Origin of the sequence: Streptomyces sp. NPDC058457 (assembly GCF_042720695.1) — a bacterium.
In the GTDB taxonomy this organism is placed as follows: Bacteria; Actinomycetota; Actinomycetes; order Streptomycetales; family Streptomycetaceae; genus Streptomyces.
In genome coordinates this window covers 53,084-68,289 of sequence record NZ_JBHXLU010000010.1, presented here as the reverse complement: position 1 = coordinate 68,289, position 15,206 = coordinate 53,084, and the positions used below count along the sequence as shown (strand labels likewise).

Annotated in this window: 15 protein-coding genes; 9 read left to right on the top strand and 6 right to left on the bottom strand. The window is 67.7% G+C overall.

Annotation, left to right across the window (positions count from 1 at the left end; genetic code table 11):
• Nucleotides 1-874 precede the first annotated feature (874 nt).
• Entirely contained in the window at nucleotides 875-2,812 is a 1,938-nt protein-coding gene (gene dnaA, locus ACFWPS_RS11210) for a chromosomal replication initiator protein DnaA (RefSeq protein WP_383703451.1), read from the bottom strand.
• A 374-nt stretch (nucleotides 2,813-3,186) separates the two neighbouring features.
• Here dnaA and rpmH point away from each other — a divergent pair, with 374 nt between their 5' ends.
• The 9 genes from rpmH to ACFWPS_RS11165 all read left to right on the top strand — a co-directional run bounded on the left by rpmH (nucleotide 3,187) and on the right by ACFWPS_RS11165 (nucleotide 10,204).
• Entirely contained in the window at nucleotides 3,187-3,324 is a 138-nt protein-coding gene (gene rpmH / locus ACFWPS_RS11205; RefSeq protein ID WP_015659252.1) for a 50S ribosomal protein L34, read from the top strand.
• 21 nt (nucleotides 3,325-3,345) lie between these two features.
• Nucleotides 3,346-3,717, top strand: coding sequence for a ribonuclease P protein component (rnpA, locus tag ACFWPS_RS11200; RefSeq protein WP_383703448.1), 372 nt, complete (start codon nucleotides 3,346-3,348; stop codon nucleotides 3,715-3,717).
• Nucleotides 3,714-4,079, top strand: coding sequence for a membrane protein insertion efficiency factor YidD (yidD, locus tag ACFWPS_RS11195; RefSeq protein ID WP_361285269.1), 366 nt, complete (start codon nucleotides 3,714-3,716; stop codon nucleotides 4,077-4,079). The genes rnpA and yidD overlap by 4 nt, the downstream gene beginning before the upstream one ends.
• A gap of 3 nt (nucleotides 4,080-4,082) precedes the next feature.
• Nucleotides 4,083-5,393: a membrane protein insertase YidC gene (gene yidC, locus ACFWPS_RS11190; protein WP_383703445.1), complete on the top strand. Its 1,311-nt coding sequence runs from the start codon at nucleotides 4,083-4,085 to the stop codon at nucleotides 5,391-5,393.
• Nucleotides 5,394-5,408: 15 nt separating this feature from the next.
• Nucleotides 5,409-5,921, top strand: a complete 513-nt coding sequence (locus ACFWPS_RS11185; RefSeq protein WP_365695068.1) for a R3H domain-containing nucleic acid-binding protein — start codon at nucleotides 5,409-5,411, stop codon at nucleotides 5,919-5,921.
• A 118-nt stretch (nucleotides 5,922-6,039) separates the two neighbouring features.
• On the top strand, nucleotides 6,040-6,756 hold the full coding sequence (rsmG, locus tag ACFWPS_RS11180) for a 16S rRNA (guanine(527)-N(7))-methyltransferase RsmG (protein WP_383703443.1): 717 nt from the start codon (nucleotides 6,040-6,042) through the stop codon (nucleotides 6,754-6,756).
• A 298-nt stretch (nucleotides 6,757-7,054) separates the two neighbouring features.
• Nucleotides 7,055-8,128, top strand: coding sequence for a ParA family protein (locus ACFWPS_RS11175; RefSeq protein ID WP_383703653.1), 1,074 nt, complete (start codon nucleotides 7,055-7,057; stop codon nucleotides 8,126-8,128).
• Complete coding sequence (locus ACFWPS_RS11170) at nucleotides 8,125-9,243, top strand: ParB/RepB/Spo0J family partition protein (RefSeq protein WP_383703441.1); 1,119 nt, start codon at nucleotides 8,125-8,127, stop codon at nucleotides 9,241-9,243. The genes ACFWPS_RS11175 and ACFWPS_RS11170 overlap by 4 nt, the downstream gene beginning before the upstream one ends.
• Before the next feature lie 343 nt (nucleotides 9,244-9,586).
• A complete protein-coding gene (locus ACFWPS_RS11165) occupies nucleotides 9,587-10,204 on the top strand; it encodes a GNAT family N-acetyltransferase (RefSeq protein ID WP_383703439.1) in 618 nt (205 codons plus the stop codon).
• A 61-nt stretch (nucleotides 10,205-10,265) separates the two neighbouring features.
• Here ACFWPS_RS11165 and trxA read toward each other — a convergent pair whose 3' ends face one another.
• From trxA to ACFWPS_RS11140, 5 genes are all read right to left on the bottom strand, one after another.
• Nucleotides 10,266-10,598, bottom strand: a complete 333-nt coding sequence (gene trxA / locus ACFWPS_RS11160; protein ID WP_089100462.1) for a thioredoxin — start codon at nucleotides 10,596-10,598, stop codon at nucleotides 10,266-10,268.
• Nucleotides 10,599-10,644: 46 nt separating this feature from the next.
• Nucleotides 10,645-11,613 carry a thioredoxin-disulfide reductase gene (gene trxB, locus ACFWPS_RS11155; protein ID WP_361285254.1) on the bottom strand — a complete coding sequence of 323 codons (969 nt, stop codon included), beginning with the start codon at nucleotides 11,611-11,613 and terminating at the stop codon, nucleotides 10,645-10,647.
• A gap of 193 nt (nucleotides 11,614-11,806) precedes the next feature.
• Complete coding sequence (locus ACFWPS_RS11150; RefSeq protein ID WP_383703437.1) at nucleotides 11,807-12,700, bottom strand: anti-sigma factor family protein; 894 nt, start codon at nucleotides 12,698-12,700, stop codon at nucleotides 11,807-11,809.
• Nucleotides 12,697-13,422, bottom strand: a complete 726-nt coding sequence (gene sigM, locus ACFWPS_RS11145; protein ID WP_383703435.1) for an RNA polymerase sigma factor SigM — start codon at nucleotides 13,420-13,422, stop codon at nucleotides 12,697-12,699. The genes ACFWPS_RS11150 and sigM overlap by 4 nt, the downstream gene beginning before the upstream one ends.
• A gap of 35 nt (nucleotides 13,423-13,457) precedes the next feature.
• Nucleotides 13,458-15,179 (bottom strand): protein kinase family protein, encoded by a 1,722-nt coding sequence (locus tag ACFWPS_RS11140; protein WP_383703433.1) that lies wholly within the window; start codon nucleotides 15,177-15,179, stop codon nucleotides 13,458-13,460.
• Nucleotides 15,180-15,206 lie beyond the last annotated feature (27 nt).

The following is a 15,206-nucleotide window of genomic DNA, read 5'->3' as shown; positions in this document are numbered from 1 at the left end:
AGTCTGACGCACCGCACTGACAGCTGGTGCCTCTCGGGGTCAAGTCGTGACGAGGCGCGGTCAGGAGCCGGAGAGCGAGTTGTGCACAGGACCCTCTTCGAAACGGATTCCGAGCTCTCTCTAGTTGTCAGTAGTAGTAGGGCCTGTGGATACCGTGGATAACCTCGTTTGCCCAGGTCAGGGCCGAGATTTTGTCCACTGCCCCTGTGGGTGGAACCGGTGGACAACTGGCTGTCGCTGTGGAGAACAGAAAGTTCTGCACACGCCGTGCACAGCCCGAGGGGAGTTCTCCCCAACACCGTCCCCAGCTTTACCCACCTTTCCCACAGGCCAACCCGGCAGCTTCGTGTGACGCCTTTCACTCGAGTCGGTGAGGAGGCGCGTCGCGTTGCCGAACAGTGGACAGCGGTGTGGAGAAACTGGGGATCGCTGGGGACAACCGCCCCTCAGCCTGTGGGCTACCGGTGGACAACTTCATACACAGCCTGTGGATCTTTTCGTCGTCCACAGTCTGTGGAGATCCGTTGTCCACGATTCCACAGCCACCTGAGCTGCCCTGATGCGTTTTCGCCCCCCAGCCTGTGGACGACGCTCGGGACAACTTCACAGTCCCCAGGGTGTGGACACAAGAAAGTCGGCAAATCTGTGGAGGACGCCCGTAACCAGGCCGGTAATCGAACAGCGCCTCCCGCTGGAGCGCCCCGTCAGGGGCGCGGGGCTGTGTCGATATGCGGCTTCGCCGCGTGGGCGCGACCAGCCCCCGCTACCGGTACCGGACCCCCTCCGAACCACCCCAGGACGCCAAAAAGCGCCCCCGGGATCTCTCCCAAGGGCGCCCTGAACGCCGTAGAACCGTCAGCCGAATCGCCGACCGCTACCCGTTCTTGATGCGGTTGGTCAGCTCCGTCACCTGGTTGTAGATCGATCGCCGCTCAGCCATCAACGCCCGGATCTTCCGGTCGGCGTGCATGACAGTGGTGTGGTCCCGGTTCCCGAACTGCGCCCCGATCTTCGGCAGCGACAGGTCCGTCAGCTCCCGGCACAGGTACATCGCGATCTGCCGTGCCGTGACCAGCTGCCGGCCGCGCGAGCTGCCGCACAGATCCTCGACGGTGAGCCCGAAGTAGTCCGCGGTCGCCGCCATGATCGCCGTGGCGCTGATCTCCGGCGTGGAGTCCTGTCCCCCGGGGATCAGGTCCTTCAACACGATCTCCGTCAGCCCGAGATCGACCGGCTGCCGGTTGAGCGACGCGAACGCCGTAACCCGGATCAGCGCGCCCTCCAGCTCACGGATGTTGCGCGAGATGCGGGAGGCGATGAACTCCAGGACCTCCGGCGGCGCGTTCAGCTGCTCCTGCACCGCCTTCTTGCGGAGGATCGCGATCCGCGTCTCCAGTTCCGGCGGCTGGACGTCGGTGATCAGACCCCACTCGAAACGGTTTCGCAGCCGGTCCTCCAGCGTGACCAGCTGCTTGGGCGGCCGGTCACTGGACAGCACGATCTGCTTGTTCGCGTTGTGGAGCGTGTTGAAGGTGTGGAAGAACTCCTCCTGCGTCGACTCCTTGTCCGCGAGGAACTGGATGTCGTCGACGAGCAGGATGTCCATCTCGCGGTAGCGCTTGCGGAAGCTGTCGCCCTTGCCGTCGCGGATGGAGTTGATGAACTCGTTGGTGAACTCCTCCGAACTCACGTACCGCACGCGCGTGCCCGGGTAGAGGCTCCGCGCGTAGTGCCCGATCGCGTGCAGCAGGTGCGTCTTGCCGAGCCCCGACTCCCCGTAGATGAACAGGGGGTTGTACGCCTTGGCGGGCGCCTCGGCGACGGCGACCGCGGCCGCGTGTGCGAAGCGGTTGGACGCGCCGATGACGAACGTGTCGAAGAGGTACTTCGGGTTCAGGCGGGCGGTCGGCTCACCGGGGCCGCCGGCCGGCGCGGGCTTCGCGCCGAGTGGCCCGGGCCCGCCGGCGTTCGGCATGCCCGGGTGACTCGACAGGTCCTGCCGTCCGGGACCGCCCCGGTGCCCCTGGCCCGGTCCGCCCGGGGGCTCGGGCAGCTCACGGCGCCCGGAGTCCCGGTCGTAGTCGGACCTGTCGTACTCCGGTCGCTCGTAGTCGGACCGGTCGTAGTCGGGGCGTGGCGGTTCGTACTCCGCGCGCTGCTGCTCGTACGACGGCCGCCCCGACGGCTGCTGCTGCGGGCGGTACTCCTGTGCGTACGAGTCCTGACCGCCGTAACCGTCCGAGCGGTACGCGTCCTGGGGCGGCGAGGCATAGGGGTCGCGCTCGGGGAAGCCGAGCCGCGGCTGCTGCCAGCCGTACTCGTCCTGCCCCGGGCGCGGCCAGGCGCCGGGCTCGGGACGCTGGTACTCGGAGGGGTAGGCGGGGCGGGCGGTGGGGAGCTGGTCGCGGCCGCCCTGGTCCGGCAGCTGGTCGGCGCGGTGCCGGCCGTACCCCCCGTCGTACTGCGACGACGGAAGCTCGGGCTCCTCGTAACGCTGTGTCTTCACAGGGGGCGCCGGCGGGGCCGGGGGCTCGCCCGCGGACTCGTCCACGGTGATCGCGATCCGGATCGGCCGCCCGCACTCGCGGCTCAGGGTCTCGCTGACGATCGGTGCGAGACGGCCCTCCAGCACGTTCTTCGCGAATTCGTTCGGTACGGCCAGCAGGGCGGTGTCCGCGACCAGCGCGAGCGGCTGGCAGCGCCGGATCCAGTGTTCGTCCTTCGTCTCCACACCCTGACCGCGGCCCTCACCGAGGAGCTGCTCCAGTACTCGTGGCCACACTGCGGCAAGATCGGCAGGTACGTCAGCCACAGGGCACGCTCTCTCACAGGTCCCACGAACGTGTGGTTCGAGGACGGGTCGGGATGAATATCAGGCCGGGCGGGGATAAAGGAACGAATCGGAGTTCAGCCACGGTAGTCAGCGTGGCGGGTGCGGTTCAAGTTGTTGTCCCCAGCCTGTGGATAGTGTCTCTCCGTCACTGCTGGTTTGACCGAATGGCGTAGCCCCGCGTACCGTAACCAGGTCGAGTTGTCGATGGCTGCTGCCGCCTGCCTCCGATGGGCACAGATCGCTGAAGGTGATCGGGAAGCGGTGCACTCGGGCGTGATGCGAGCTACTCGTGGGCGCACGGTGACAGCCAGCACGGCACCCGCCACCACCGATTTGATCTCTGGAGCCCCCGAGTGAGCAAGCGCACCTTCCAGCCGAACAACCGTCGTCGCGCGAAGACCCACGGCTTCCGCCTGCGGATGCGCACCCGTGCCGGCCGCGCGATTCTCGCGAACCGTCGTGCCAAGGGTCGCGCCAGCCTGTCCGCCTGATCCCGATCAGGTCATGACGTCGTGCTGCCTACCGAGCATCGGCTGAGGCGGCGCGAGGACTTCGCGACCGCGGTACGACGGGGGCGCCGGGCCGGCCGCCCGTCCCTCGTCGTCCACCTTCGTAGCGGTGCCACGGACCCGCACGCGCCTGGGGAGAGCGCTCCCTCGACGCGTGCGGGTTTCGTCGTGAGCAAGGCCGTGGGTGGTGCCGTTGTGCGCAACACAGTGAAGCGCAGACTGCGTCATCTGATGCGTGAGCGAGTCGCCCTGTTTCCCCCCGGTAGCCTGGTAGTCGTACGAGCGCTGCCCGGAGCGGGCGACGCCGACCATGCACAGCTGGCCCGAGACCTGGATGCCGCCATCGAGCGGTTGCTGGGAGGGGGCGCGCGATGAAGTACCCGCTGCTGGCTCTGATCAAGCTGTACCAGTGGACGATCAGTCCGCTGCTGGGGCCGGTGTGCAAGTACTACCCGTCGTGCTCCCACTACGGCTACACGGCCATCGACCGGCATGGTGCGATCAAGGGCACGGCACTCACGGCCTGGCGCATCCTGCGGTGCAATCCGTGGTCGCTCGGCGGTGTGGACCATGTCCCGCCGCGCAAGCGCCCGCGGTGGCACGAAATGCTGCGTGACGCCTGGCGTGCACGCAGGGGCGGGTCCTCCGCCGCCGAACCGGCCACCGAGGAGAAGCCTCCTTCCGAGCTTCCTTCGAGCCCGGCCGCAGAGACTTCGTCCCATGCCCAAGGAGCATGATTAGTGGACACGATTGCCAGCTTGTTCAGCTTCATCACGACACCCGTCTCATGGGTCATCGTCCAGTTCCACTCGGTGTACGGGAAGATCTTCGGTCCCGACACGGGCTGGGCCTGGGGCTTGTCCATCGTGTCCCTGGTGATCCTGATCCGCATCTGCCTGATCCCGCTCTTCGTGAAGCAGATCAAGGCGACCCGGGCCATGCAGACGCTCCAGCCCGAGATGAAGAAGATCCAGGAGCGCTACAAGACTGACAAGCAGCGTCAGTCCGAAGAGATGATGAAGCTGTACAAGGAGTCGGGCACCAACCCGCTCTCCTCGTGCCTTCCCATCTTGGCGCAGTCCCCGTTCTTCTTCGCCCTGTACCACGTGCTCAACGGCATCGCCACGGGCTCGACGATCGGTGTCATCAACGAGTCGCTGCTGGCCAGCGCCCGTAAGGCCCACATCTTCGGGGCCCCGCTCGCCGCGAAGTTCACGGACGGCTCCTCGAAGGTGGAGGCGCTCGGTGCCTCCCTCACGGACGTCCGGGTCGTCACCGCGATCATGATCGTCATGATGTCGGCGTCGCAGTTCTACACGCAGCGCCAGCTGATGACGAAGAATGTCGACACCACGGTGAAGACGCCGTTCATGCAGCAGCAGAAGATGCTGATGTACGTCTTCCCGGTCATGTTCGCCGTCTTCGGTATCAACTTCCCGGTCGGTGTCCTCGTCTACTGGCTGACCACCAACGTGTGGACCATGGGTCAGCAGATGTACGTCATCCGCAACAACCCGACCCCGGGTTCCAAGGCCCAGGCCGCCTACCTGGAGCGCCTCACCAAGCACGTCACGCACCACGGCAAGACCCGTCGGCGCAGCGAGAAGACCATCGTCAAGGCGATCGTCGCCAAGGGCCGGGACCGCAACGAGTTCGAGCGCACGTTCATCAACGCGCTGACCAAGGCCGGCCTCATGGCCCAGGCCGACGGCACCGTGGTGAAGGGCGAGGCCCAGGCCGTCGCGCAGACCGAGGACGGTGTCACGGCCACCGGCGCCGCCAAGCGGCAGCAGCCCAAGCGCCAGAGCAAGGCCCAGCGGCAGTCCGGCGCAACGAAGGCGCCCGGCGATTCCACGTCGGCTTCTTCGGACTCGTCGGTTTCGGATGATTCGGCGGACACGACGACGTCGCTGGAGAAGGCCGACGAGCCGCAGGACGCCAAGCCGGCTGCCCAGCAGGCCCCGAAGGGCGGCTCCAACGGCCGCAGCAGGGCCCAGTCCGGTCAGCGCAAGGGCGGTCCGCAGCGCCCCAAGTCCCCGTCCAAGAAGTAAGAAGGAGCCCATCCCGTGACGGAAGGCACCACCTCCGCCGCTGCCGAGGGTGCAGACACCCTGACCCGCCTGGAGCAGGAGGGGGAGATCGCGGCGGACTACCTTGAGGGTCTGCTGGACATCGCCGACCTCGACGGCGACATCGACATGGATGTCGAGGCCGACCGCGCCTCCGTGTCGATCATCAGCGACTCAAGCGGCCGCGACCTGCAGAAGCTGGTCGGCCGCGACGGCGAGGTGCTGGAGGCGCTCCAGGAGCTGACCCGCCTGGCCGTGCACCGGGAGACCGGTGACCGCAGCCGGCTGATGCTCGACATCGCGGGTTACCGAGCCAAGAAGCGCGCCGAGCTCTCCGAGCTGGGCGCCAAGGCCGCCGCCGAGGTGAAGAGCACCGGCGAGCCCGTGAAGCTCAAGCCGATGACCCCGTTCGAGCGCAAGGTCGTGCACGACGCGGTCAAGTCCGCCGGTCTGCGCAGCGAGTCTGAGGGCGAGGAGCCGCAGCGGTTCGTCGTCGTGCTGCCCGCCTGAGCGGTCCCCCCGCTGTACCGGCCCCGTCTGTTGAGCAGGCGGGGCCGAACTTTGTCAGCCTGGTAGTTCTGGTGGCCGGTGCGTGGAGCGCCGGCGCTGTACGGAAGGACGGTCCCCCGTGACGGAGGCTGCGGAGCTCCCCCCGGCGCCCGAGCAGGCGCGGGAAGTGTTCGGCGAGCGCTTCGCCGATGCGGTCCGCTACGCGGAGCTGCTCGCCGAGGCAGGCGTGCAGCGTGGTCTGATCGGCCCACGGGAAGTGCCCCGCCTGTGGGAGCGCCACCTGCTGAACTGCGCGGTGCTCTCGGAGGCCGTCCCCGAGGGGGTGACGGTGTGCGACGTGGGTTCTGGAGCCGGGCTGCCGGGCATTCCGCTGGCGCTGGTCCGGGAGGACCTCAACATCACCCTGCTGGAGCCACTGCTGCGGCGCACCAACTTCCTGACCGAGGTCGTCGAGCTGCTCGGCCTGGACCATGTGACCGTGGTGCGGGGGCGTGCCGAGGAGGTCATGGGGAAGCTGGCTCCGGTGCATGTGGTGACGGCCCGTGCCGTGGCCCCGCTGGACCGCCTGGCCGCCTGGGGGATCCCGCTGCTGCGTCCCTACGGCGAGATGCTCGCCCTCAAGGGGGACACGGCGGAGGAGGAGCTGAAAGCCGCGGCTACCGCGCTGACCAAGCTCGGTGCGGTGTCCACGTCCATCCTGCATGTGGGTGAGGGCGTGGTGGATCCGCTGTCGACCGTCGTCCGGGTGGAGGTCGGGGAGAGTCCGGGCGGTGTGCGTTTCGCGGCCAAGCGCGCGAAGGCGGCCCGCACGGGGAGGGCACGTAGGCGCCGCTGATCCGTCCTGACGACCAGACGTACTCCACACAAGCTGCCAAACCTACGCATGACGGAGTGTCGCGGCTTTTCGGTACTGCTTGCTGTGCATCGTGTTTCACGTGAAACGTCGCTCACTGCTACACGGCATCATCGGCCGGGGCCGCGCCGCGGCCGAACCGCGCGACCGAAAGCCCCTCGGTTCCCTCAGAAAGGGGGCCTCTGGTGACACTCCGTCCTCCCTACGGGGCACGGAGTTGTCCACAGAGGTGGATTTCTCCACAGAACACCAGGCCTCACTGGTTCACGACCCCGAAGGCATGGGAGGCTCTGTTCATTGCGAGCCTGAAGTCGAGGAGAGTGAATCCTTGCGGTCCGACGCCAACATCGCGGGACCGATGACCGATCCGGTCCCCGGTCCCCGTACCGAGTCGATGGGGGTGGATGTTTCACGTGAAACACCGCCTCCGATGGACGACACTCCCATCGGTCGTGCTGCCCAACTCGCTGTGGAGGCTCTGGGCCGTGCCGGCGAAGGTCTGCCACGTCCGGAGCAGACCAGAATCATGGTGGTCGCCAACCAGAAGGGCGGTGTCGGCAAGACGACCACAACGGTCAACCTTGCCGCGTCCCTGGCCCTGCATGGCAGCCGCGTCCTGGTGATCGACCTCGACCCACAGGGCAATGCGTCCACTGCGCTGGGCATCGACCATCACGCCGAAGTTCCGTCCATCTACGACGTGTTGGTCGAGAGCAAGCCGCTGGCCGAGGTTGTCCAGCCGGTAGTGGACGTCGAAGGCCTCTTCTGTGCCCCCGCCACGATCGATCTCGCCGGTGCGGAGATCGAGCTGGTGTCCCTGGTGGCACGAGAGAGCCGGCTGCAACGAGCGATCCAGGCGTATGAGCAGCCGCTGGACTACATCCTCATCGACTGCCCGCCCTCACTCGGCCTGCTGACGGTCAACGCGCTCGTCGCGGGCGCCGAGGTGCTCATTCCGATCCAGTGCGAGTACTACGCACTGGAGGGCCTCGGTCAGCTGCTGCGCAACGTCGACCTGGTACGGGGGCACCTCAACCCCGACCTGCACGTGTCGACCATCCTGCTCACCATGTACGACGGCCGGACGCGTCTTGCCTCCCAGGTCGCGGACGAGGTGCGCAGCCACTTTGGTGAGGAGGTGCTGCGGACGAGCATTCCCCGCTCGGTCCGCATCTCCGAGGCGCCGAGCTACGGGCAGACGGTACTGACCTACGATCCTGGATCGAGCGGTGCCCTCTCCTATCTTGAGGCGGCCCGAGAAATCGCGCTGAAGGGCATCGGGGTCAGTTACGACCCGACGCAGGCCCACATCGGCGCTCAGACCAACCCGAACATGGTGGAGGGGATCCAGTGAGCGAGCGACGGAGGGGGCTGGGTCGTGGGCTCGGTGCACTGATCCCAGCTGCCCCGACCGAGATGAACCCGGCTCAGACGGCCGTGGGGGGAACGGTAGCGCCGTCCCCCGCCGCGTTTCCGGTGCTGACGACCGACCGTGGGGTCGCCGCGGCCAAGGTGACGACGCTGCCGGCTGTTTCACATGAAACCGAGGAACTGTCGGTGTTCGGAGTCGGAGCTGGAGTGGAGATGCCTGCTCCTCCGATTGGCGCCCACTTCGCGGAGATCCCCCTCGACGACATCACGCCGAACCCGCGTCAGCCGCGTGAGGTCTTCGACGAGGACGCTCTCCAGGAGCTGGTCACCTCCATCCAGGAGGTCGGCCTCCTCCAGCCGGTCGTCGTGCGGCAGGTGGGTCCCTCCCGCTACGAGCTCATCATGGGCGAGCGGCGCTGGCGGGCCTGCCGTGAGGCCGGCCTGGACGCGATCCCGGCGATCGTCCGGGCGACGGACGACGAGAAGCTCCTCCTGGACGCTTTGCTGGAGAACCTGCACCGCGCCCAGCTGAACCCGCTGGAAGAGGCTGCCGCCTACGACCAGCTGCTGAAGGACTTCAACTGCACGCACGACCAGCTGGCCGACCGCATCGGGCGCTCCCGCCCGCAGGTCTCCAACACCCTGCGGCTGCTGAAGCTCTCCCCGGCGGTCCAGCGGCGAGTGGCCGCCGGAGTCCTTTCGGCCGGGCATGCCCGAGCGCTGCTCTCCGTCGATGACTCGGAGGAGCAGGACAGGCTGGCCCACCGGATCGTTGCCGAGGGGCTGTCGGTGCGGGCCGTCGAGGAGATCGTGACCCTTATGGGCTCGCGGCCCCAGACGACGTCGCGTGCCAAGGGACCGCGCGCCGGCGCCCGGGTCTCCCCGGCGCTGAGCGACCTCGCGACTCGGCTCTCGGACCGTTTCGAGACGCGGGTGAAGGTCGACCTGGGGCAGAAGAAGGGCAAGATCACCGTCGAGTTCGCCTCGATGGAAGACCTTGAACGGATCCTCGGCACGCTTGCCCCGGGCGAGGGGCCGGTCCTGCACCAGGGACTCCACGACGGCGACTCCTCGGCCTCCGAGGAGTTCGAGGACTGACCGTCCCGGGACCGGGCGTTTCCCGTCCGGTCGGTGCCTTGTCGCTCAGAGAGCGGATCGTGTCCGGTGTGTATCGGAACACGGTCCGCTCTTTGCTTTCAGGCGGTATCGATGGAATCGCTGTGTGGATACGATGCGAACGGGTATGGCGCATCCACCTGACAGCTGGCAGCACCTCTGAGAGAGAGGCGGGAGCCATGCGATCGATGAGCCGCACCGGACTGGTGAGTGCAGGTCTGGGACTGGGCGCGACCGTCGGATTCTTCGGCAGTCTGCTCAGGGAACGCAGCGCTCTGACAGCCGCTCGCGATGCTGCGGGCGAAGGAAGCGAGGAACAGCCTTCATGGGGCGTCGGCTCGTACCGCTCACGCTGGACAACCTTCAGGACCTTCCCCAGCGCTGTCGCTCGTGTGTCTTCTGGGAACTGGATCCCGTCAGCGGCGAAGCAGCGGTGAGAGCGGGTACATCCGCGCTGGAGAAGGAATCCTGGATCTCCGCCGTCCTGCTCGACTGGGGATCGTGCGGCCGGGTGGTCTATGTCGACGACGTACCGGTGGGCTTTGTGTTCTACGCTCCGCCGGCTTACGTTCCGCGCTCCACGGCGTTCCCCACGAGCCCGGTCTCATCGGACGCCGTACAGCTCATGACCGGCTTCATCATGCCCGGCTATCAGGGGCAGGGACTCGGACGCGTGATGGTCCAGACGGTTGCCAAGGATCTGCTGCGGCGGGGCTTCAAGGCCATCGAGGCGTTCGGCGATGCCCGCTACAAGGAACCTGCTTGTCTGCTGCCTGCCGAGCATCTGTTGGCCGTGGGTTTCAAGACGGTCCGGCAGCACCCCTTGAACCCCAGGCTGCGGCTGGAGCTGCGGACGACGCTCTCCTGGAAGGAAGACGTGGAGCTGGCGCTCGACCGGCTTCTGGGGGCCGTACAGAAGGAACCAGCGCTGCGGCCGCTGTGAGTGCCTCAAAGCGAATGGGCCAACCCCGAGGGGTTGGCCCATTCGTGTTTCACGTGAAACATCACTCGGCGATGAAGTCCTCGAGGTCGCGGACAAGCGCGGCCTTGGGCTTGGCGCCGACGATGGTCTTGGCGACCTCGCCACCCTGGTAGACGTTCAGGGTCGGGATCGACATGACGCCGTACTTGGCCGCCGTGTTCGGGTTCTCGTCGATGTTCAGCTTGACGATCTCGATCTTCTCGCCGTGCTCGGCGGCGATCGCCTCAAGCGACGGGGCGATCTGGCGGCACGGGCCGCACCACTCGGCCCAGAAGTCCACCAGGACGGGCTTGTCGCTCTTGAGGACGACCTCTTCGAAGTCGGCGTCGGTCACATGCTTCAGAGTGCCGGCCACGGCGGGCTCCTTTACTTGATCGTGCGGTGGGGCGGAAGGGGGAAGGTCAGACAGAGGTCGTCTCGGGCTCGGCCTTCTCCTCGTCCGCGAGGGCGGAGAGGAAACGCTCGGCGTCGAGAGCGGCGGAGCAGCCGGTGCCGGCTGCGGTGATCGCCTGGCGGTAGGTGTGGTCGACCACGTCACCGGCGGCGAAGACACCGGTCACGTTGGTGTGCGTCGAGGGGGAGGCCACCTTGAGGTAGCCCTCCTCGTCGAGATCCAGCTGGCCCTTGAAGAGCTCGGTGCGCGGGTCGTGACCGATCGCGATGAACAGCCCGGTCACCGGCAGGTCGGAGAGCTCGCCGGTCTTGACGTTGCGCAGCTTCAGACCGGCCAGCTTCTGCTCACCCTGGACCTCGGCGATCTCGCTGTCCCAGGCGAATTTGATCTTCGGGTCGGCGAAGGCCCGCTCCTGCATCGCCTTGGAGGCGCGCAGGGTGTCCCGGCGGTGGACGATCGTCACGGACTTGGCGAACCGGGAGAGGAAGGTCGCCTCCTCCATCGCGGTGTCGCCGCCGCCGATCACGGCGATGTCCTGGTCCTTGAAGAAGAACCCGTCACAGGTGGCACACCAGGAGACGCCGCGTCCGGAGAGGGCGTCCTCGTTCGGGAGACCGAGCTTGCGGTGCTGCGAACCGGTGGTGACGATGACGGCCTTGGCCTTGTGGACCGTGCCGGCGGTGTCGGTGACGGTCTTGATCTCACCGGTCAGGTCGACGGAGACGACGTCGTCCGGAACCAGCTCGGCACCGAAGCGCTCGGCCTGGGCGCGCATGTTGTCCATGAGGTCGGGGCCCATGATGCCGTCGCGGAAGCCCGGGAAGTTCTCCACCTCGGTGGTGTTCATCAGGGCGCCGCCCGCGGTGACGGCCCCCTCGAACACCAGAGGCTTCAGCGACGCGCGCGCGGTGTAGAGCGCCGCCGTGTAGCCGGCGGGCCCGGAGCCGATGATGATCACGTTTCGGACGTCGCTCACGGGTTGATTCCTCGTCTCTGGTCTACGTCATTCGACCGGTGGGAGCCCCTGTCAGGAGCTCTCACCCCACCCAACGGATCCTAAGGGGCGCGCATTCCCGGTGTGTCCGGGCACACGGGGATCCCACACCGTACGGATTTCCACGCTGGGGCGAGACGATGCGTTCCCCCCTGAGGCGGTACCGGGAGAACGCTCAGGGATGGGCCAGGGACTCCGTCAGGAGTACCTCGCCGGCAGAGGCGGGCGTCTTGCCGTCACAGGACGCGTCGACGACGTACGCCGTCACCCGGGAAGCGTCGGAGGCGTCGGGAAGCACGACGAGGTAGGCATCCTTCCCTTCGTACGTCCCCTTCTTGACACCGAGGGTGGCGCCGGTCTGACTGATGCCCTGGCGGACGCAGTCGGGTACCCGTGTCGAGGGCTGGAGCAGGATTTTCGGGCTCTGTGTCGAGTCCGGCTGGCCGGTGGTCTGGGACTCGACACTGAAGGGCTTCTGGGAGCCCCGCTGTGTGCCCGTCTTCGTGCCGAGGAGGTCCTTCACCTGACTCCGGAGGGTGCTCTGGGAGAAGGTCACGGCGGAGCTCGTGGGCTTGCCCTGAGCTGTCGTCGGCCCATTGCCGCCGAGTGACTGGAGGAAGAAGGAACCGGCGCCCAGGACGGCTGCCGTGAAGACAGCGCCGAGGGCGACCGTCCGGCGGCGTCGACCGCGATCACGTCCGCGGTCCTTTCGACCGGGACCCGCGGAGGCATTCGACCTCCCGGCAGGGCGGTCCCCCGGCGACGACATTTCGCGGAGCGATGTTTCACGTGAAACATGCGTCTCAGGTGCTGTGGCGTTCAGCAGAGCCTCAGCCGCGAGTGCGGCGTCGATCCGGTCGGCGACGTCGGCAGGCATGTGCGGCGGGCCCGGCAGTGTGCCCAGCAGGCCCCGGATCTCCGCCAGCGAGGTGTGGACGTCGGCACAGAGCTCGCACTCGTCCAGGTGCCGTCGTACTTCCGCGGTCCGGGTGGGAGGCAGCAGGCCCTCGGTGAGGTCGGAGATCTCCGCGACGTCCGGGTGCCCGGTCGTGTCTGTCGTCGAAGTCACGCTCGCCCACCTCCGCCCTTCACTGCGGCTGAATCACTCGGCCCGGTGTCCTGTGGGCCCCTGTTCTGAGGCCCCGCTGCGGGTGGGACGGATGTCCCCTCCGCCCGGTTCCGTGCCGGGTCCGGGTCATTTTCGTCACCGGTGCTTTCCGGCCGTAGATGGGTGAGCAGCGGAAGGAGTCTGGCTCTGCCACGAGCGCAGCGGCTCTTCACCGTCCCTGTGGGCACATCGAGGATCCGGGCCGCCTCGGCGACCGGGTAGCCCTGCATGTCGACCAGGACGAGGGCCGCCCGCTGGTCGTGGGGCAGGGTGCCGAGAGCCTCCAGGAGCTGGCGGTGCAGGTCGTTCCGCTCGGCCGGAGCGGAGGCCGATTCATGCGGCTCCAGCAGTTGCTCCAGCCGCTCGGTGTCATCGACCGGGGCGGTCTTGCGGGAGGCCGCCTTACGGGCACGGTCGAGGCAGGCGTTCACCGTGATCCGGTGCAGCCACGTTGTGACGGCCGACTGGCCCCGGAAGGTGTGGGCGGCCCGGTAGGCGGAGACCAGAGCGTCCTGGACGGCGTCAGCGGCTTCCTCGCGGTCCCCCAGGGTCCGCAGGGCGACCGCCCAGAGCCGGTCCCGGTGCCGCCGCACGATCTCACCGAAGGCATCGGGGTCGCCCTCCACATGGCGGGCGAGCAGATCCTGGTCGCTCACCCCGCCGTATCCGGCGCCCTCCGCCATCTGCCCCCTCCGCCTTCGGTGCCGCCGGTGAGACGTCAGCCTGTGAACTTCACTTCGGTGATGGCCTGCTTGTAGCCGGCTTGAGCGTACGCGGCGGGGTCCGCACCCGACTTCGGTACGGCGGTGATCCACACGAGCACGTACTGGCTCTTCACTTTCTTGCTGACCTTCACCGTGGCGGTGTTCCCGGTGGTGGTGACGCTGCCGATCTGCGTCAGGGTGCTGATCGACCCCGGGTTCAGCGAGTCGGCGGCGTACAGCGCGACCGTTGTGTGATCGCCAGAGTAGCGAAGGGAGATGGTCCCCGTGGCGAGTTCCTTCGCGGAGCCGAGGTCGTAGACGATTCCCACGCCCGGCTTGTACGGCGCCAGCTTCGGGCCGCTCACGAAGGTGTTGGTCCTCCAGTACGTCGAGGTGCTGCCGTCGTACGTCTTGCTGACGTCGTTCGGATGCTGGGCCTCGCCCTCGGCGACGTATTCCTGGGCGTCCTGGATCTTTATTGCGGCGGCCGGCGCGGGGCTGGCGCTGTTCTTGTCTCCGTCGTCCGTCGGCTGGGTGTTGTTGGTGTCGCCGGACTTGTCGCCCTGGTTCATCAGGGCGTCCGCGAGCTGCCAGCTGCCCAGGCCCAGGGCGGCGATGAGGAGGGCCGAGACGGCCCACTTCAGCGCCTTGCCGGTACGGCTCTGGAGCGGGGGCGGCGGCGCCTGGAGCGGCTGTGTCACGCCGGGCGGCGTGGGACGGCCGTAGGTGCCCTGCTGGTAGGTGGTGCGCTGGTACTCGGGCGGTGCCGTGAACGCCGGCTCCGGCGGACGGATGCGGGGCATCTCGCCGATCGCCTTCACCAGCTCCTCCGGCGTGGTGCACGCGGACTCGTGGCGGGAGGCGGTTGCGCCGTCGTTGACCAGCGCCCGCATGGCGAGCTCGGACAGGCCGCGGTGGACCCCGGCACGTACCTGGTCGGGAGCGATCAGGCCGACATCCTTGGGTAGACCGGCCAGACCGTAGGCGTCGCTCTCGTACGGCCAGCGCTGGGTCAGCGCCGCGTACAGCAGGGCGCCGATCGCCTCGGTGTCCGCACGCTGCGGGGTGTCGGAACTGATGCCGCGCAGCGCCGCGTTCACCGCGAGGCCGCGGATGCGCCACTGCCCGCTGGAGGTGCGCAGCACGGCGTTCGGGTTGAGGCGGAGATGGGCCAGCCCCTCGCGATGCGCGGCCGCCATGGCGGAGGCGATCTGACTGACCATCTGGTAGGCCTCGTGCGGCTCCAGTGGGACGGTCGCGAGCAGCGCGGTCAGTTCGGTGGCGTCCGGGAGCCACTCGTGCACGACGTACGCGAGGTCGTTCTCCTCGACGGCGTCCAGCACCTGTACGAACCGGGGATCGCCGAGCAGCGCGGCGGAGCGGGCCGCGGCCAGCACCGCCCGGGTACGCGCATGGTCGGCGGGCAGGACGTGGACGCCGACGGCACGCCGGAGTTTCTCGTCCACCGCACGCCAACTGCTGAATCCGTCCAGACGGGTGACGCACTCCTCAAGGCGGTAGCGTCTGGCCAGTTTGTGTCCGCTGTGCAGTTCCGGGGGTGCGGTCTTCTTCTCAGCACCCGCGGCTGTGCCGCTTCCCTGTGCCTTGTCGCTGTCCGTGTCCCGCTCCGGGTTCTGGGCCACCCCGTCGGCCGTGGACTGCTCCGCCTTGGCGGTCAGCGGCTTGTCACCGCTGTTGTCTGCCACGTCGACGGCAGCCGTGCTCCGTTCCGCCACCGTCGTTCCCTGCCTCCCCATCCGTTG

What these genes read in the sequence shown, in the direction of transcription:
- sigM (WP_383703435.1), bottom strand. Translation starts at nt 13,422, where the DNA reads ATGGCGGAGGGCGCCGGATACGGCGGGGTGAGCGACCAGGATCTGCTC.
- yidD (WP_361285269.1), top strand. Translation starts at nt 3,714, where the DNA reads ATGAAGTACCCGCTGCTGGCTCTGATCAAGCTGTACCAGTGGACGATC.
- ACFWPS_RS11165 (WP_383703439.1), top strand. Translation starts at nt 9,587, where the DNA reads ATGGGGCGTCGGCTCGTACCGCTCACGCTGGACAACCTTCAGGACCTT.
- ACFWPS_RS11175 (WP_383703653.1), top strand. Translation starts at nt 7,055, where the DNA reads ATGGGAGGCTCTGTTCATTGCGAGCCTGAAGTCGAGGAGAGTGAATCC.